We start from the raw sequence: 16,486 nt of genomic DNA, 5'->3' as shown, positions 1-16,486 counted from the left end.
GCTCGGGTGGATCTGCTCGCGACCGCGGCGATCGTGGCGATAGGCGCGGACGGCGCAGACGACGCGCGGCGGCCGAATACATCTTCCGGTTGGCCGGACCGACCGGGATCTACGGCGGCACGCTGGAGGTGTTCCGCAACATGATCGCCCAGCATGCCCTCGGCCTCGGCCGCCCCGTCATCGGCTGCGCCGTTCGCGCCGACCGGCAGGCTCGCCGCGGTCCCGAGCAGATCCATCAGATCCGGTGCGACGTCGCGCATCGTCTGCGCGATCGCCACCCGGCCGAACATCTCCGGAGCGCTGGCCGCCGCCTCCATCCGGGCGACCGCGCGTCCGAGGCGGTACCTCGCCGAGTCCTCGTCACCCGCCACCGCTGCGACGCGGTCGACCGCCTCGCCCAGCAACAGAAGGTGTTCGCTCATCGCCGCCAGCTTCTGCAACCCCTCGGCGTCGCGGTCGACGGTGCCGTGCTCGGCGTTGAGCGCCTCGCGCAACACCGACCAGCCGCCGTTGACCTCGCCGACGCGGTACTTGTCGTCGACCCGCACGTCGCTGTAGTAGGTGATGTTGGTGCGGTCGCCGTCGACCGTGCGGATCGGCTGGATCGCGACGCCGGGAGAGTCGAGCGGCACCAGGAACATGGTCAGGCTCTGGTGCTTGGGCGCCTCGGGGTCGGTGTTGGTGATCAGGAAGACGAACTGCGCGTTCTGCGCATTGGAGGTGAACATCTTGGAGCCATTGATCAACCAGGAAGATCCGTCCCGCACCGCGCGGGTCTTGCACGTCGCGACGTCCGAGCCGCCCTCGGGTTCGGTGTATCCGAGGCACAGCCGGTAGTGCCCCGAGAGGACCTGCGGCAGGATCTCGTCGCGCAGTCGCGGCGAGCCGAACTGCTCGACGCAGCGCGCCACCATGGCTGTCGTGCCCCAGTGGAACCACGGGGTGTGCGCTCGGCCGATCTCGAGTTCCCAGATCCGCCGGCGCACCGCGCTGAACCCGCCCTCGGCTTCCGGTCGGAAGTCAGCGGCCAGATATCCCGCGGCGCCGAGCGCGAGATGCACCCCCTCGTCGTAATTTTCACCGGTCCGGCGATCCCGCTCGATGACCTCCTCGGTCACCAACGAGCGCAGGAAGCTGCGGAGCTCGTCGCGAAACGCGCGGTCGTCGTCGTTGAGCACCACGCAGGAGAAGTCCATCCAGACACCGTGACACTATTGCGCTTAGTTGTAAAGCCTGTTGGCGCGAGCGTGCGTGTTGGCACACGACACCCCGCGCAAACTCGGCACTCCGCGCACGCTCAGCAGCTTGCGACAGTGCGCAAAATGCGCTCAGCACCCGGCGCCGTGCAACGCGCGACGCAACGCCGCACCCTGCAGCTCGAACAACTGCACACTGGTCGACCACTCGGGCAGCAGCGAGTCGAATCCGTGGCAGGTGCCCGCGAACACGTGCAGTTCTGTCGGGATGCCGGCGCGCATCAGCCGCGTCGCATAGTCCAGCGCCTCGTCGCGCAGCGGGTCCATGTCCGAGCAGCTGATGAAAGTGGCTGGCACACCCGTCAACTCGGCGGCGCGTCCCGGCACCGCAGGGGCACTCGGATTCGTGTCCGCCAGGTAGTGCCGCCACATCATCTCGGCGGCCGGACCGTCGAAGCCGGGCGTCGCGTCGAACTCGCGCTTCGAATCGGTCGGCCGGTCGTCGAGCACCGGCTGGTGCAGCAGTTGGAACACCAACCGCGCCGCCGATTGCTGCGCGAGTCCCGCGGCCAGCGCACCACCCGCACTGCTGCCCGCGACCGCCAGTCGCGCGGCGTCGATACCCAGTTCGGTCGCACACTCACAAGCCCAGTTCAGCACGGTAAGTGTGTCGTCGAAGGCCGCCGGGTACGGATGTTCGGGCGCGAGCCGATAGTCGACCGAGATCACCGTGCAACGCCCGCGCCTGGCGAACTCGACGCACTGCAGGTGGTCGGTGTCGAGGTTGCCCAACACGAAAGCGCCCGCGTGGCAGTAGATCACCGCAGGCGCCGGTGCCGGCGCCCCGCGGTAGATGCGCACCGGAACCGAGTGTGCGACGCGGTTCTCGATCTCGACGCCGATGTCGTTGACCACCCTGGTCGTTTCGGCGCGCCGCTGGTTCAGCGAGTCGCGAACGACGCCGAGCAGCGCGGGCGAGAGGTCGGTGCGCGCCTCTGCGAGGTGACGCAGCGCGGGATCGAGTCGGTCAGCGAACGTCACAGTCTCAACGTCTCGCCGCGGTCTGGGTCTCGGAGGCCCCTGCCGGTGACCGGGCCGGCGGCTCGAATGCGAAGTCGGAAGCCTTGAAGCGCCGCGTCATGTGCCAGAACGCGCGTGCGCTGCGCGGCCACTGGGTGACGACGCGACCATTGGCGGCACGAAAGTAGTTGCTGCACCGGGTGAGCCAGACGGTGCCGCTCATCCAGCGGTCGATCTTGGTGAGGAACTCAGCCATCGCCTGCGGCCGGACCGCGATGTACGACCTGCCGCGGCGCCGTAGGTACTTCAGCGCGCGCACGATGTAGTGCGCCTGCGCTTCGAGCATGAAGATCACGCTGTTGGACCCGACGTTGGTGTTGGGCCCGTAGAGCATGAAGAAGTTGGGATAACCGGGCACGGCCATCCCCAGGTAGGCGTGGGCGCCGTCAACCCACGTCTCGCGCAACGAAACGCCGTTCTCACCGACGACGTCGATCTGGCCGAGATAGTCGGCGGCGGCGTAGCCGGTCGCGCACAACACCGCGTCGACGTCGAGCTCGGTGCCGTCCGCTGTCACCAGGGTGCGTGACCGCAATCGGGTTGCCGGGCTGTCGATCACCTCGACATGCGACTGCGTGAGTGTGTTCAGGTAGTCGGTCGCGAATACCAACCGCTTGCAGCCCAGGGGATGGTCGGGGGTGAGCTTGCGACGCAGTTCCTCGTCGGCGACGGTGGCCTCCAGTGTCCGCAGCGCAATGCTCTTGAACTCTTGCGTTTTGTCGCTGCCGTGCTCGATGACCGAGATGTTGGACTCGCTGCGCAGCCACAAGCGCGCTCGGTAGAGCTTCTTCGCGAACGGGACGTGGCGAAACAGCCACCTCTCCCGCTCGGTGTACGGGCGGTCCGGCTTCGGCAGGATCCACGTCGGCGAGCGCTGCACCGAGTAGACCTTCTCGGCCACCTTGGCGACCTCGGGAACAAGCTGCGCCGCAGTCGATCCCGTGCCGAGTACCGCGACCCGCTTGCCGCTCAGGTCGACGGAGTGGTCCCATCGCGCGGTGTGCATCAGGGCGCCGGTGAACGGCTCCTCCTCGATCAGGTCGGGCATCACCGGACGCGTGAACAAGCCGATCGCCGAGACCACGATGTCGAATGTGTGCTGTTCGCCGGTGGCCGAACTCAGCTGCCAACAGTCGCCCGTCCAGCGCGCCGAGTTGATCTCGGTGTTCAGCCTCAAATGGGGTTCGAGTCGGTGACGGCGCGCGCACCGTTCGAAGTAGGCGAGGATCTCGGGCTGACCCGACCACAGCCGCGACCACTCCGCATTCAGATCGAACGAGTACGAGTACAGGTGTGACTTCACGTCGCACGCCAGGCCCGGATAGGTGTTGATCCGCCACGTCCCACCGACCCCGTCCTCCCGGTCGAAGATCGTGAAGTCGCGAAACCCGGCATTGCGGAGCAGGATTCCCAACGCGAGGCCGCCGGGCCCTGCGCCGATGATCCCGATCCTCATCCGATTCGAAGGCACTGTCCTCCGTCCACCACCAACTCGGCGCCGGTCATGAACGATGCATGGTCCGACACCAGGAACGCGACGACGTTGGCCACCTCCACCGGTTCTCCGAGGCGCCCGAACGTGTCGGTCAGCCTGCTCTGGGTAGTGTCGTCGAGCATCGGTGTCGCGATCGGGCCGGGGAACACCGCGTTGACCCGGATCCCGGTCGGTGCGAGCTCGGCCGCGGCGATCTGCGTGAGCCCACGCAGCGCCCATTTCGACGAGCCGTACGCGGCGTGGTTCGGGAACGGGCGGATGGCACCGGTGCTGACGGTGTTGACGATCGCGGCGCCGGCGGCCTGACGCAGATGGTCGAGTGCGGCCTGGATTCCCAGGAAGGGGCCCAGACAGTTGAATCGCCAGCTGCCCTCGAAGCCGTCAGGCGTCTCCTCGGCCAGCGGTGCGCGGTGCAGCACACCGGCGTTGTTGATCAAGGTGCTCAGCGCGCCGAAGCGGTCGACGACGGAGTTCACGGCTTGAGCCCACTGTCCGGCTGACGTCACGTCCAGCGGTACGGCGATGACGCCGTCGTCGCCGAGCGCTTCGACATTCGCCTGCAACTCGTCCATCCGCACGTCGCACGCGCCGACCTGAACTCCGTCCTGCCGCAGACGCTTCACGATGGCCGCGCCCTGCCCGCGCGCCGCGCCCGTCACCAGGGCGACGCGGCCCTCAAATGTCATTGCACCTCCCGCAGGATGTCGGTTGCGCCGCGACGCAGCGCCTGCGACTCCGAGGCCAGCGTCAGCATCCGAAAACTCAACGCGGCCATTGCTTTCGCAGATTCTGAGGCACCGGCGTGGATGCCCGCGACCAGCCCCGCGTCGGTGGCCGCGGCCCCGATCCGCGCAATGGCGTCCCCGACGGCGGCCGCGGTCCACGCTTCGGCCGGGCTGTGCCCGAGCGAGATCGCCAGATCGGCCGGGCCCACGTAGATTCCGGTGAGACCCGGCACAGCGCAGATCTCGTCGAGTGCGGCCAGACCCGGCGCGCTTTCGATCATCACGAAAACACTGACTCGCGCTTCGTGTTCGGCGGGGTCGCGGCCGATGTCGGCCCGCAGCGGGCCGTAACTGCGCACTCCCGCGGGCGCGTAGCGGCACGCGGCGACGGCCGCGGCGGCCTGCGCGGCGGATTCGACCATCGCGACGATCACGGCGTCTGCGCCCGCGTCGAGCACCCTGCCGATCGGCGCCGGATCGGCCGACGGCACCCGCACCGCGGTGGCGATCGGCACGTGTTCGAGGCGCCGCAGCAGCAACGCGACGTCGGCGTCGTCGAGATAGCCATGCTGGATGTCGAATCCGACGTAGTCGTAGCCGGCGGCGGCGAACTCCTCCGGGCCGATGATCGTGGGGCCGACGACCCAGCCGCCCCAGATCCGCGCTTTGGCGCTCAGCGCGCCCTGCAGTCTGCTCGCGGTCATTCCACGATCGCGATCTTGACCCGGTCGGGCGCAGGCCGGCAGGCGAGTTCGAACGCCGCCTGGGTGTCGCCGACTCCGAATGTGTGTGTCACGTAGGCGGGTAGGAGTTCAGGGTGCTGCCGGGCGAAGTCATCGGCCGCACTCAGCACGCGTCGCCGCTCGAGCGTGACACCCGACTTCAGGGTCAGGTTGTTCCGCAACATGGTGCGGATGCTGATGGGGTAACTGTCGTCGTCGGGCACTCCGAAATAGAAGACGGTGCCGCCCGGGGCGGCCGCTTCGATCGCGTGGCCCAGCGTGGCGACCTGGTGGCCGACGGCCTCGATCACCACATCGGGGCGATCGCCCGGTTCCAGGTGGCTCACCCACCGGTCGCTGGTGGCGCGCACGATCGTGTCGACACCGAACTCCTTGGCGACCGCATCGCGGTCGACGGGGTCGACACCGGTCACCCGCCGCGCACCGAATGCCTTTGCCGCATAGGAGAACAGCAGGCCGATCGAGCCCTGGCCGATCACCGCGACGTGCAGACCCTTCAGTGCGGGCAACTGTTCGACCGCATAGAGCACGCAGGCCAGCGGCTGTAACGCGACGGCATGCTGCGGGCTCAGCTTGTGGTCGTAGGCGGCAAGGCCGTCGCCGTCGGCGATCACGAGTTCCATCAACCCGTCGAAGCCGGACGCCCAGCCGACGACCCGGTCCCCCACCCCGTGGCTGCGGTGGCGGCTGGCGATCACCTCGCCGACCACCTCGTGGATCGGAAAGCCCGACATCTCGGCGGCACTGAGCCCACGGTCACCGGCGATCTTGCCGCGCACGCCGCGAAACGGCGGCAGGTCGCTGCCGCAGACACCCGCGGCACGGAAGCGCAACAGCACCTGGCGGTCGCCGAGCGACTCCGCGGTCCGGTCGGCAATCTCGGTCCGCTCGAACGTGTAGGGCGCGGTCAGCCGGTAGGCCCACATCTCACACCTCCACCGGGACGCTGTTGAAGCCCCACTGGAAACTCGACGGTGGGCGAGCGGCGGCCGCGGCGTCGATCCGCCAGTCGGTGACGCGCTTCAGCCATTCACCCACCAGGATGCCGATTTCCAGGCGAGCGAGGTGGACTCCGAGGCAGAAGTGTTGTCCGCGACCGAAAGCCAGCAAGCGCTCGATTCGCCGGTTCCAGAGGAACTCGTCGGGGTCGGGGTACTCGCGCTCGTCCCGGCCGGCCGAAGCGAGCAAGGTGATGATCCGTTGGCCGGGCGCGATCGTGGTGTCGTGCAGTGTGAACGGCTTGCGGACGGTGCGCGCGAACCACTGGGCCGGCGCGCAGTATCGGATCATCTCCTCGCGGGCCACCGGCACGTTGGCGTCTGGGTCGGCACGCACCGCAGCCAGCTGATCGGGCCGCCGGCCCAGCTCCCACAACCCGTGCGCGACGATCTTCGGCACCGTTTCGGTTCCGCCGATGAAGATTCCGAGCAGCTGGGTGGCGGCTTCGACGTCGTCAAATGCCGACCCGTCCGGCAGGCGATAGGCGATCAGGTTGTCGGCGATCGGGTTGTCCCCCGCGCCGGCCCGGCTGCGCTGGATGAGCGGAATGAGGTACTCCAGATAGCCGGGCCGCGCGTTGGCCACCTCCACCCCGCTGCCGGGCTGGGCCAGGCTGCCGGTGTTGACGGTGGCCAGTACGTCTGCGGCGAGATCGGTTGGTAGACCGAGAAGTTCACAGACCACGGATGCGGCGACGATCCCCCCGTAGTCCTGAGTCAGGTCGACACGACCGAGCGGCAGAAGCGTGTCGAGGCGTTCGTTGGCCAGGACGCGGATGCGCTCGGCCAGCGCGGCGATCGGTTTGGGCCGCAACGGCGCCGAGGTGCAGCGGCGCACGGTGTCGTAGATCGGCGTGTCGAAGTTCGCGTGGAACGGCATCGGGTGCAGCGGCGGGTCGGGTACGGGTCCGTCGTTGCGGATGGCCAAAACCCCTGCCGCGGGCAGGGTTCCCTCTGAGGCGACGAGCGTTCCGTCGTCGATCGACAACACTTTCCAGATGTCGTCGAAACGCGACAGGGCGTAGGTGTCCCACTTGTCGATGTAGTACAACGGATGGTGATCGCGCAGTGTCCGGTAGTACGGGAACGGGTCGGCCATCACCGCCGGGTCGAATGGGTCGTACGAAAAGCCCTGCAGCACTTGGGACTGGTGAGTGCTCATTGCAGCGGCGAGGGCGGTAGGGCCTGCAGGATGGAGTCCTCCCAGCCGTCGCGCAAAGCGGGTGCGACGCTCATCCAGGTGACGATCTCAGCGGGTGGGCTGTCTTTCCATGACGGGTAGTGGTTGGCGAAGCAGTCCCAGTCGCCGTCCAGCGCCCAGTAGTGGATGACCTCGTTGAAGCGGAAAGTGGTGATGAACGAACCGAGCCAACGCTTCCCGGTGCTTTCGGACCACGGCACGTAGAGCCGCTCCAGTTCCCGGATGTAGTCGTCCTGGCGGCCGGGCTTGGTCTGCATGATCTCCTGGATCACCAGTCCCGCACCGAAGTTCGCCTCCCGCAGCTGCGCGAGCGTTCGGTTGTACTTGCCCGCGTACATGATGCGGCCCTCGCCCGTCGCGCCGATCTCGGCGAGGAACGTGGCCCATTTCCCGGCCACCGCTTCGTGGCTGCCGCCTCTGGCCTGCGCCTTGCCGATGCGCGCGTAGTCGGCGAACGTGTCGATCTCCCAGATGACCGTGACCTGCGGCCAGTGACCGTTGTACGGAGTGGTCTCCCAGATCGCGAACAGTCGCGCGCCCAGCTCGGTCATCATCGGGTGGTAGACGTCGGAGAACAGCTCGGTGAACCGGTCGGAACGCCCCGAGCCGAGCGCGATGGTCTCGTGCAGATACAGCAGCGTGTGACCGTAGAACTTCTTCATGACCCGCACCCAGTTGACAGTGACACCCTGTGAGCGTGACACTTGTCGCGTGTTTTGTAAAGCAGCGAGCGGCCCTGCCGGATGACGCTGACGCCGCTGGCGAACGGCTTCTGCTTCGGCGAGGGCCCACGCTGGTTCGAAGGTCTGCTCTGGTTCTCCGACATGCTCGGCCAAGCGGTGCACACGGTCGACCTGGACGGTGACCTGACCACCCTGCCACTTGCCGGCCACGCCCCGAGCGGTCTCGGCTTCCGCCCCGACGGGTCGCTGTTGATCTCCTCGACCGAGACCCGCCAGGTGCTGAGCTATGACGGCGAGATCGTCACGGCCGTGGCCGATCTCTCCGACATCGTCCCCGCCGACCTCGGCGACATGGTCGTCGACGCCGACGGTCGCGCCTACGTCGGCTCACAGGCGCGCGAAGGCGGCGTGATCGTGCGAGTCGATCCCGACGGCACCCGCACCGTCGTGGCGGACGAACTCGACTTCCCCAACGGCATGGTGATCACACCCGAGGGAGATACGCTGATCGTCGCGGAGTCGACCGCTCGGCGGTTGACCGCGTATTCCGTCAGCTCGGACGGTTCGCTGAAGGACCGGCGGATATTCGCCGACGGGCTCGACGGGCCACCGGACGGCATCTGCCTCGATGCCGGAGGTGGCGTCTGGACGGCAATGACGCTCGCGCACAAGTTCGAGCGAATCACTCACGGGGGCAACGTCTCCGAGCGCATCGACATCGGTGAGCGCATCGCGATCGCGTGCGCGCTCGGCGGCCCTGAGCGGCGCACGCTGTTCTTGTTGTCCAGCACCGACGCGTATCCGCAGCGACTGGTCGGCACCCGGCTGTCGCTCGTCGATGCGACCACCGTCGACATACCGGGAGCAGGGCTGCCATGAGCGACTCCTACTACGAACTGCTCGACGCGGCCGACCCGCTCGGCGAGCGGTTCCGGGCGACCGATCTGGTGCGCAGCACGTGGTCCGCGGCGATCCAGCACGGTGCGCCGGTGTCGGCACTGCTGGTACGCGCGCTGGAACGGTGCGACGCCCGCGACGACACGCGGCTAAGCCGGGTGCTGATCGACCTGCTCGGCGGCGTCCCCGCCGAAGGGGACCTGTGGGTCCGTTCGCGAATCGAGCGCTCCGGCAAGCAGATTGAACTGGTCGCCGCGGAGATGCTTGCCCCTGGCCCCGACGGTGAACCGCGACCAGTCGCGAAGGCCAGCGGCTGGCGGCTCAAGACCATCGACACCCGGGCCCTGGTGCACGCACCGGAGCCGCCGCTGCGTCCGCTCGCCGAAGCCAGGAGCCGCGACATGAAGAAGGACTGGGACCGCAACTACGTGCACAGCCTGGATTGGCGGTGGCTGACCAAGCCGATGAGCCAGGGCCCGGGAGAGTCGTGGCTCAGGCCCGAGGCGGACCTGGTCAGCGGCGAAACGATGACGCCGCTGCAGCGACTGTTCGCCGTCGCCGACGACGCCAACGGCATCGGGACCAAGCTGGACATCCGCAAGTGGACCTTCATGAACACCGACCTCGCCGTGCACGTGCACCGCATCCCGGAGGGCGAGTGGATCGGCATCCGCGCCGAGACCAACTACGGTCCCGACGGCGTCGGCACCACGCTGGGCACCCTGTTCGACGAGACCGGACCGGTCGGCGCGATACAGCAGTCCGTGCTCGTACGACCTATGCCCACTCGTTGATCAGGGGACGCAAACACCGGGCGCGACGGGCGCTGGAGCGCCCACACCGGCGGCCAGCAGCTTGAAGACCTCCCTGGCGGTGACGACGAACCCGGTGTCCGGATCGTCCACGGCGGCACCGAAACTGATGCCGAGCACGCGGCCGTTGAGGTCGATGAGCGGACCGCCCGACCCGCCGTGCCGGATCGGCCCTCTGATGACGTACACCTCACGGTTCACCGTCGTGGTGTGGTAGATGTCGGGAACGAGAAGCTCGATGACCTTGCGCACGCGCGCGGGCGTCGCCACGAAGGGGCCGCCGCCGGGGTAGCCGAGCACCAACGCGTCCGCGCCCGTCATGGCCGTCTGCTGGTCCAGGGGCAGCGGCGGCACCCGCAGGTCGGGCACGTCGAGCACCGAGATGTCCATCTTGGGGTCGAAGACCACCACCCTGGCCGGTCGTTCCGTGTCACCGACCCACACGCTGACGGTGTCCGCGCCCGCAACCGCGTGGGCAGCCGACATGACCTTGTTCGGCGCGATGACGACACCGCTGCCGTCGAGCGTCTTCTGGCACGACTCGGCCACGGTGTGGATCTTGACGACGCTGCGGGCGGCCTGGGCGACGACGGCATTGCCTGCCAGCGCGGCATCGGGCGCCTCGACGGTCGATTCGACCGCCACCTCGGTGATGTCCTCGGCGGTTTCCCGCACCGGTCCGCAGCCGGGTAGTCCGATCGACAGCACCATCGCGGTCACGCCGACCGCGAGTCCTCTGCGCCTCATTGCCGAAACGATAGCGGCCCCGGGCCGCGTTTCGGTGGCAGTCAGTCAACCAGTCGCAGAGCCGCGACGGGACACTGCGTCACCGCCTGCTGCATCCGGTCGCGGTCGGACTCCGGGCGCTCGGGCGTGTGGATCAGCACGGTGCCGTCGTCCTGCACCTCGAACACGTCCTCGGCGATCGATTCGCAGATGCCGTGTCCGGTGCACCTGTCGAGGTCGACTTCGACCCGCATGTCACTCTCCTATCGAACGACGGCAGGCAGCCGTTTGACGCCGTGCACGAAGCTGCTGTACAGCAGGTCGGGCTCGCCGAACTCGATCGTCGTCAGCCGAGTCAGCAGCTCGCGGAACAGGATTCGCAGCTCGGCCTTCGCCAGTTGACTGCCCAGGCAGAAGTGTGGACCGCCGCCGCCGAACCCGAGGTGCGGGTTGGGCGAGCGGGTGAGGTCGAATGCATCTGGCTCGTCGAAGACGCTCTCGTCGCGGTTCGCCGAACAGTAGAACAGCCCCACCTTGTCGCCGGCCTCGACCGGCTGACCGTTGATCTCGGTGTCCTCGGTGGCGAACCGCGCGAACTGCAGCACCGGTGACGACCAGCGGACGAATTCCTCGATGGCCGAACCGATCCGCGCGTCGTAGTCGGCCGTCAACCAGTCGCGCTGGGCGGGATTGGCGACGAGCGCCATCATCGCGTGCGTGGTGGCCTGCTTGGTGGTGTCGTTGCCCGCCGACGCGAGCAGGATCAGGAAGGCACCGATCTCCTCGTCGGTCAATCGGTGGCCGTCGACCTCGGCGTTGACGATGGCGGTCATCAGGTCGTCGCCGGGATGGGTGCGCCGGTACTTCGCCAGTTCGACGCCTGTGTTCGACAGGAGCGTGATCTGGGCGATCGGGTCGCCGGCGCGCTCCTCCTCCGTGGCGTACTCGTCGTCGCTCATGCCGAAGAGCTTCTCCGCGGCGTAGGCCACCGCCGGCTGGTCCGCGCCCGGCACGCCGAGCATGTCCATGATCGTCAGCATCGGCAGCTTCGCCGAACACGCTGACACGAAATCGATTTCACCGGCCCCGACCAGGTTCTCGACGATGGTGACCGCGTTCTTGTGGATCTGCTCCTCGATCAGTCGCACGTTGCGCGGGGTGAAAGCCGAGCTGATCAGTCGTCGGTACACCGTGTGCTGAGGCGGGTCCATGGTCAGGAAGAACGACGCGAACCGCTGGATCTCGGCAGGCATGGGGTTGAGCGCCACGCCGTCGGCCGAGGTGAACAGTTCGGGGTGCTGGCTGACGAAGACGATGTCGGCGCGCCGCGTCAGCGCCCAGAACCCGGGCTCCTCCATCGGGAACATCGACGGCATAGGCGGGTGCCAGGACAACCCGTCGGCGGCCCGCAGCCGTGCGAACGTCTGGTCACGAACGGCGAAGGGCTGCCGCCAGAACTGCTCCGACGTGATGTCGACCGCGCTGTGCTCACGGGCTGATGTCACGGAATCAGCGTGACACTTCGTCAAAAGTTTGTAAAGCTATGACGATGCCAGTCGCCGACGCGGACTCTCCGACGCGCGAACGCATCCTCGCCGCGACCGCGGAGGTGCTCGGCCGCCACGGCATGACCAAACTCAGCCTCTCCGAAGTCGCCACGCAGGCGCAGGTTTCCCGACCCACCCTGTACCGCTGGTTCGCGTCCAAACGCGACCTGCTCGACGCTTTCGTGATCTGGGAGCGCCAGTACTACGAACGCGCCGTGGCCCAGGCGACCGCGGACCTGCCGGTGGACGAACGCCTCGACGCCGCGCTGCGGGTGATCGTCGAGTACCAACAGTCTTATCCGGGGCTTCGCATGATCGACATCGAACCGGAGCAGGTCATCAAGCGACTGTCCCGGGTCATCCCGTTGATGAGGCAGCGGCTGGAACGGCTCGCGACCGGGCCGGACGCTGCTCTCGCGGTGGCGACGGCGGTACGTGTCGCCGTGTCGCACTATCTGGTGCGCAGCGACGACGACGAAGACTTCCTCGCCCAGCTCCGCTACGCCGCGCGGGTCAGGCACCACGCGCCCTGAGTTCGGCGAGCACCTCCTCGGTGTGTTCGCCAAGCTTTGGCGCCACCGAGCGGGGCGCCCACGGTGTGCCGTGAAAGTCGGCCGGCGACGCGACCATCGGCACCGTCGCGTCGCCGTCCGGCACGTAGACGATGCCGCCGCCCGCGTGGAACTGCTCGTCGCCCACGACGTCTTCCAACGTGTTGATCGGCGCCCAGAACAGATCCGGTTCTGCGGCAAATGTTTCGGCCCAGTCGTCGAGCGGTCGGGTCGCAAAGATCTCGTCGAGTGCGGTGATCAGCGCCACGGCGTTTGCGGCGCGCTTCGCCGCGGTGTCGAATCGTGGATCGGTCGACCATTCAGGATGTCCGACCGCGCGGCAGAGCGGGGGCCAGTGCCTGCCGGCCTGCAGGCCGACGATCCAGAACCGCCGTCCGTCTCCGGCGACGTAGTTGTTCATGCACGGGTTGCCCATGGCCTCTCGCTGGCCGATCGCGATCTCCTGCCCGGTGAGCAGGAAGGTGTTCAGGTCGAAGCTCACGGTGTAGGCGCCTTGGCGGTAGAGCGACGTGCTGACCAGCTGGCCTTTCCCGGTGCGGTTCCGCGCGACCAGTGCCGCACACACGGCTGCGGCGAGTGTCATACCTGCCATGTGGTCGCCCATCCCGCCGCGTTGGAACGGCGGCGTCTCACCGGGCCGGGTGAGCAGATGCGCGAGACCGGACCGCGCCCAGAACGCGGCGACGTCATAGGCCGCGCGGTCGGCGTCGGGTCCGGTCTGCCCGTATCCGGTGATCAAGCCGTAGACCAACCTCGGGTTGCGCGTCGACACCGCCTCGAAGTCCAAGCCCAATCTGCTCAGTGCCGCCGGACGCACGTTAGTCAGGAAAACGTCTGCGTCGCAGACCAATTCGAGCGCGGTAGCACGGTCCTGCTCGAGCGTCACGTCGAGTACGACGCTGCGCTTGCCGCGGTTGTCCATCTCGAACGGCGGGCTGACGTCGTTTTCGACGCCGAGCATCCGGCCGAACATCCGTCCGGGATCACCCGCCGGTGGTTCGATCTTGACGACGTCCGCGCCCCAGTCGGCGAGGATCCCACCGGCCGCCGGGCCCGCCACCCACACGCCGAGTTCGACGACCCGCACACCGTCCAACGGTCCCGCCATCCCCACCTTCTTTACATTCAGACGCGTATTCGTAAACTGGCGAGGTGAGTCGCGCTCCCTCGGCCGTCGGCTTGGCCGCGCACCTCGGCCGCGGGGTACAACGTATCGCCACCGACGCGGTGTTCGGCCGCATCCGGTCCCTTCCGCGCACGGTGTCGCAGTTGGACGCGGAGACGTTGTCGCGCATCATGAACCGCCGCGTCACCGCGGTGGTGTCGCTCGGCGGTGACGCGGGTACGTCGTCGCGCGCCCGGCTCGCACTCGAGGGCGACGACGTCCCGAGGACCGTCTTCGTCAAGATGGCCGCCGAGACCGCCGCGACCCGGCTGATGGGCGAACTCGGCCGGCTCGCCGCGACCGAGACCCGCTTCTACCGCGAGCTGGCGCCGGCCTGGGAGGGTGGGGCCGGTGTGCCCGTGTCCTACGGCTCCGTCTTCGACGGCACGACGGGCCGTTTCGTCCTCGTCCTCGAGGACCTCGCCGCGGATTCGTGCGAGTTCCCCGACACTCTGCATCCGCTCGACGCGGATCGCGCCGCGCTCGTCGTCGAGTTGCTCGCGCGGCTGCACGCGACGTTCTGGGAGCGGGTGCCGGGCTGGCTCTACACAGCCTCGGGCGATACCGCTTCCCTGCTGACCGGCCGGCTGTTGAAGACGTCGTCGCGGCGAATCGCCGATCGCACGGACATCGCCGTCGGCACCGGCCGGTTCATCGACGACAACTACCGCGCGGTGGCCCGGCTCATCGACGAGCCACCGCACACCGTCATGCACGGTGACGCCCACCCCGGCAACGTCTACTTCCGGGGCGACGTGGCCGGGCTGCTGGACTGGCAGGCGGTGCGGCGCGGGCATCCCAGCCGGGAACTGGCCTACACACTGGTCACCAGCATGACGCCCGAAGACCGCCGGACACATCAACGCGACCTGCTCGACCTGTACCGGCAGACGCTGACGGCCTGCGGTGGACCGCAACTGGACCGCGACGAGCTGTGGCACCGGTACCGCCAAGGCGCGCTGTACGCGTACGTCGCGGCGCTGATCACCGCCGGGCTCGGAGGCATGCAGGCCGAGAGCATCGCACTGGAAGGTCTGCGCCGGGGCGTCGCGGCGCTCGAAGATCTCGACACAGTCGCCGTCCTACAGAACTCCATGTGACCGACGTTCTACGATCGCCTCGGTACCCACCGACGATTGAGGTTGCCACGTGAACGAACCGCTGCGCGACACATCCGGGCTCGAGGACACCTCGACGCGCCATCGGATTCTCGTCGCGACAGCGGAGGTGCTCGCTCGCAGCGGGCAGACCAAGCTCAGCCTCTCGGAGGTCGCGCTGCAAGCCGGGGTCTCGCGGCCCACCCTATACCGCTGGTTCGCCTCCAAAGGCGAGCTGCTCGACGCGTTCGGTATCTACGAGCGCGACCTCTTCGACAACGGCATCAGCAAGGCAACAGCCGGTTTGCGGGGCACCGAGAAGCTCGACGCCGCGCTGCGGTTCATCGTCGAGTACCAACATTCGTATTCAGGTGTGCGGTTGGTCGACATCGAACCCGAGGTGGTCATCGCCCAGCTGACCAAGATCATCCCCGTGATGCGGGCGCGGCTGCAGAAGCTGCTGAGCGGTTCGAACGCAGGAGTCAAGGCGGCCACCGCAATTCGGGTCGCGATCTCGCACTACATCGTCCGCAGCGACGACGACGGCCAGTTCCTGGCACAGCTGCGGCACGCCGCCGGGATCAAGGCGAACGGCTGACACTCGCGCAAAAATTTGTAAAGCTGTCGGCATGACCCAGGTACAGGCAGAGACCGGCGTGCTGGCCGGCGACGAGCGGATGCTGATCGACGGCGAATTGCAGACCACTGGAAGCGGCGCGACGTTCGACGTGATCCATCCGGCCAGCGAACAGGTGGCCGGACGCGCCACCGACGGGACGGTCGACGACATGGCCCGCGCGGTCGGCGCGGCGCGGCGGGCGTTCGACGAGACCGACTGGTCGCGCGACCTGGAGTTCCGCTACCACTGCCTGACGCAGTTGCACGACGCGTTCGAGCGCAACAAGGAACGGCTGCGCCGCATCCTGATCACCGAGGTGGGCTGTCCGGTGTCGGTGAGCGGCAGCCAGATCGAGAGCCCGATCGAGGAAGTCAGGCACTGGGCCGAACACGGCCGCGCGTTCGACTACCTGGTCGACAACGGCGTGCACGAGACGCCGCTGGGTCCGGCCCGGCGCAAGATCTGGTACGAGCCGGTTGGCGTGGTCGGTGCGATCACGCCGTGGAACGTGCCGTTCTATCTCAACGTCGCCGAGACCGTGCCCGCGTTAATGGCCGGTAACACGGTCGTGCTCAAACCGGCTCAGCTGACGCCGTGGTCGGGCAGCGAGTACGGGCGGATCGTGGCCGAGGAGACCGACATCCCGCCCGGGGTGTTCAACGTGGTCGTCTCGAACGCCAACGAGGTCGGGGCTGCGCTGGCGGCCGACCCGCGGGTGGACATGATCACGTTCACCGGTTCGACCGCAACCGGCCGGGCGATCCTGGCCGCCGGCGCGCCGACGGTGAAGAAGACGCTGCTGGAGTTGGGCGGCAAGTCCGCGCACATCGTGCTCGACGACGCCGACCTGAACTCGGCGCTGCCGATGGCGGCGATGATGGCATGCGTGATGTCGGGGCAGAGCTGCATCCTGCCCAGCCGGATCCTGTT

The 16,486-nt window shown here is 67.9% G+C and carries 18 protein-coding genes; 6 read left to right on the top strand and 12 right to left on the bottom strand.

Features of this window, described 5'->3' with window-relative positions:
* The 8 genes from A5663_RS11835 to A5663_RS11800 form a co-directional block, all read right to left on the bottom strand.
* Positions 1–1,196 (bottom strand): acyl-CoA dehydrogenase family protein (locus tag A5663_RS11835; protein ID WP_082974079.1); only part of this gene is annotated, 1,196 nt, incomplete at its 3' end.
* A gap of 132 nt (positions 1,197–1,328) precedes the next feature.
* Positions 1,329–2,237: an alpha/beta hydrolase gene (locus tag A5663_RS11830; RefSeq protein WP_068148586.1), complete on the bottom strand. Its 909-nt coding sequence runs from the start codon at positions 2,235–2,237 to the stop codon at positions 1,329–1,331.
* Positions 2,238–2,241: 4 nt separating this feature from the next.
* Positions 2,242–3,732 (bottom strand): NAD(P)/FAD-dependent oxidoreductase, encoded by a 1,491-nt coding sequence (locus tag A5663_RS11825; RefSeq protein WP_068148583.1) that lies wholly within the window; start codon positions 3,730–3,732, stop codon positions 2,242–2,244.
* Complete coding sequence (locus A5663_RS11820; RefSeq protein ID WP_068148578.1) at positions 3,729–4,457, bottom strand: SDR family NAD(P)-dependent oxidoreductase; 729 nt, start codon at positions 4,455–4,457, stop codon at positions 3,729–3,731. The genes A5663_RS11825 and A5663_RS11820 overlap by 4 nt, the downstream gene beginning before the upstream one ends.
* The gene (locus tag A5663_RS11815) at positions 4,454–5,200 is read right to left on the bottom strand and encodes an HpcH/HpaI aldolase/citrate lyase family protein (protein WP_068148576.1); all 747 of its coding nucleotides are present in this window, start codon (positions 5,198–5,200) and stop codon (positions 4,454–4,456) included. Before A5663_RS11815 ends, A5663_RS11820 begins: the two co-directional genes overlap by 4 nt.
* Entirely contained in the window at positions 5,197–6,165 is a 969-nt protein-coding gene (locus A5663_RS11810) for a zinc-binding dehydrogenase (protein ID WP_068148574.1), read from the bottom strand. The genes A5663_RS11815 and A5663_RS11810 overlap by 4 nt, the downstream gene beginning before the upstream one ends.
* A gap of 1 nt (position 6,166) precedes the next feature.
* Positions 6,167–7,399 carry a cytochrome P450 gene (locus A5663_RS11805; protein ID WP_068148569.1) on the bottom strand — a complete coding sequence of 411 codons (1,233 nt, stop codon included), beginning with the start codon at positions 7,397–7,399 and terminating at the stop codon, positions 6,167–6,169.
* On the bottom strand, positions 7,396–8,100 hold the full coding sequence (locus A5663_RS11800; RefSeq protein WP_068148566.1) for an NIPSNAP family protein: 705 nt from the start codon (positions 8,098–8,100) through the stop codon (positions 7,396–7,398). The genes A5663_RS11805 and A5663_RS11800 overlap by 4 nt, the downstream gene beginning before the upstream one ends.
* Before the next feature lie 81 nt (positions 8,101–8,181).
* Between A5663_RS11800 and A5663_RS11795 the strand changes: the two genes are divergently transcribed.
* Both A5663_RS11795 and A5663_RS11790 read left to right on the top strand, forming a co-directional pair.
* The gene (locus A5663_RS11795; protein WP_068148562.1) at positions 8,182–9,000 is read left to right on the top strand and encodes an SMP-30/gluconolactonase/LRE family protein; all 819 of its coding nucleotides are present in this window, start codon (positions 8,182–8,184) and stop codon (positions 8,998–9,000) included.
* Positions 8,997–9,812: a thioesterase family protein gene (locus A5663_RS11790; protein ID WP_068148557.1), complete on the top strand. Its 816-nt coding sequence runs from the start codon at positions 8,997–8,999 to the stop codon at positions 9,810–9,812. The genes A5663_RS11795 and A5663_RS11790 overlap by 4 nt, the downstream gene beginning before the upstream one ends.
* Here A5663_RS11790 and A5663_RS11785 read toward each other — a convergent pair whose 3' ends face one another.
* The 3 genes from A5663_RS11785 to A5663_RS11775 are packed head-to-tail and all read right to left on the bottom strand — an operon-like array spanning position 9,813 to position 12,061.
* A complete protein-coding gene (locus A5663_RS11785) occupies positions 9,813–10,577 on the bottom strand; it encodes a MarP family serine protease (protein ID WP_082974077.1) in 765 nt (254 codons plus the stop codon).
* Between the two features lie 41 nt (positions 10,578–10,618).
* Entirely contained in the window at positions 10,619–10,810 is a 192-nt protein-coding gene (locus tag A5663_RS11780; RefSeq protein WP_068148550.1) for a ferredoxin, read from the bottom strand.
* A 9-nt stretch (positions 10,811–10,819) separates the two neighbouring features.
* Complete coding sequence (locus A5663_RS11775) at positions 10,820–12,061, bottom strand: cytochrome P450 (protein ID WP_156744450.1); 1,242 nt, start codon at positions 12,059–12,061, stop codon at positions 10,820–10,822.
* Positions 12,062–12,105: 44 nt separating this feature from the next.
* On the opposite strand from A5663_RS11775, the gene A5663_RS11770 reads away from it, so the two are divergent.
* Positions 12,106–12,636, top strand: a complete 531-nt coding sequence (locus A5663_RS11770) for a TetR/AcrR family transcriptional regulator (protein WP_369816623.1) — start codon at positions 12,106–12,108, stop codon at positions 12,634–12,636.
* On the opposite strand, the gene A5663_RS11765 is transcribed toward A5663_RS11770, so the two are convergent.
* Positions 12,617–13,783 carry a CaiB/BaiF CoA-transferase family protein gene (locus A5663_RS11765; protein ID WP_068148542.1) on the bottom strand — a complete coding sequence of 389 codons (1,167 nt, stop codon included), beginning with the start codon at positions 13,781–13,783 and terminating at the stop codon, positions 12,617–12,619. The two genes, A5663_RS11770 and A5663_RS11765, sit on opposite strands and share 20 nt — an antisense overlap.
* A gap of 44 nt (positions 13,784–13,827) precedes the next feature.
* On the opposite strand from A5663_RS11765, the gene A5663_RS11760 reads away from it, so the two are divergent.
* The 3 genes from A5663_RS11760 to A5663_RS11750 form a co-directional block, all read left to right on the top strand.
* A complete protein-coding gene (locus tag A5663_RS11760) occupies positions 13,828–14,940 on the top strand; it encodes a phosphotransferase (protein WP_068148538.1) in 1,113 nt (370 codons plus the stop codon).
* Positions 14,941–14,989: 49 nt separating this feature from the next.
* Positions 14,990–15,535, top strand: a complete 546-nt coding sequence (locus A5663_RS11755; RefSeq protein WP_068148536.1) for a TetR/AcrR family transcriptional regulator — start codon at positions 14,990–14,992, stop codon at positions 15,533–15,535.
* A gap of 31 nt (positions 15,536–15,566) precedes the next feature.
* Positions 15,567–16,486 (top strand): aldehyde dehydrogenase family protein (locus A5663_RS11750; protein ID WP_156744449.1); only part of this gene is annotated, 920 nt, incomplete at its 3' end.

The organism is Mycobacterium sp. E740 (assembly GCF_001672895.1).
GTDB lineage: Bacteria > Actinomycetota > Actinomycetes > Mycobacteriales > Mycobacteriaceae > Mycobacterium.
The sequence above is the reverse complement of the archived record's forward strand: the minus strand, read 5'-3'. Positions and strand labels throughout refer to the sequence as shown.

What these genes read in the sequence shown, in the direction of transcription:
- A5663_RS11825 (WP_068148583.1), bottom strand. Translation starts at nt 3,732, where the DNA reads ATGAGGATCGGGATCATCGGCGCAGGGCCCGGCGGCCTCGCGTTGGGA.
- A5663_RS11820 (WP_068148578.1), bottom strand. Translation starts at nt 4,457, where the DNA reads ATGACATTTGAGGGCCGCGTCGCCCTGGTGACGGGCGCGGCGCGCGGG.
- A5663_RS11815 (WP_068148576.1), bottom strand. Translation starts at nt 5,200, where the DNA reads ATGACCGCGAGCAGACTGCAGGGCGCGCTGAGCGCCAAAGCGCGGATC.
- A5663_RS11810 (WP_068148574.1), bottom strand. Translation starts at nt 6,165, where the DNA reads ATGTGGGCCTACCGGCTGACCGCGCCCTACACGTTCGAGCGGACCGAG.
- A5663_RS11805 (WP_068148569.1), bottom strand. Translation starts at nt 7,399, where the DNA reads ATGAGCACTCACCAGTCCCAAGTGCTGCAGGGCTTTTCGTACGACCCA.
- A5663_RS11800 (WP_068148566.1), bottom strand. Translation starts at nt 8,100, where the DNA reads ATGAAGAAGTTCTACGGTCACACGCTGCTGTATCTGCACGAGACCATC.
- A5663_RS11795 (WP_068148562.1), top strand. Translation starts at nt 8,182, where the DNA reads ATGACGCTGACGCCGCTGGCGAACGGCTTCTGCTTCGGCGAGGGCCCA.
- A5663_RS11790 (WP_068148557.1), top strand. Translation starts at nt 8,997, where the DNA reads ATGAGCGACTCCTACTACGAACTGCTCGACGCGGCCGACCCGCTCGGC.
- A5663_RS11785 (WP_082974077.1), bottom strand. Translation starts at nt 10,577, where the DNA reads ATGAGGCGCAGAGGACTCGCGGTCGGCGTGACCGCGATGGTGCTGTCG.
- A5663_RS11780 (WP_068148550.1), bottom strand. Translation starts at nt 10,810, where the DNA reads ATGCGGGTCGAAGTCGACCTCGACAGGTGCACCGGACACGGCATCTGC.
- A5663_RS11770 (WP_369816623.1), top strand. Translation starts at nt 12,106, where the DNA reads ATGCCAGTCGCCGACGCGGACTCTCCGACGCGCGAACGCATCCTCGCC.
- A5663_RS11765 (WP_068148542.1), bottom strand. Translation starts at nt 13,783, where the DNA reads ATGGCGGGACCGTTGGACGGTGTGCGGGTCGTCGAACTCGGCGTGTGG.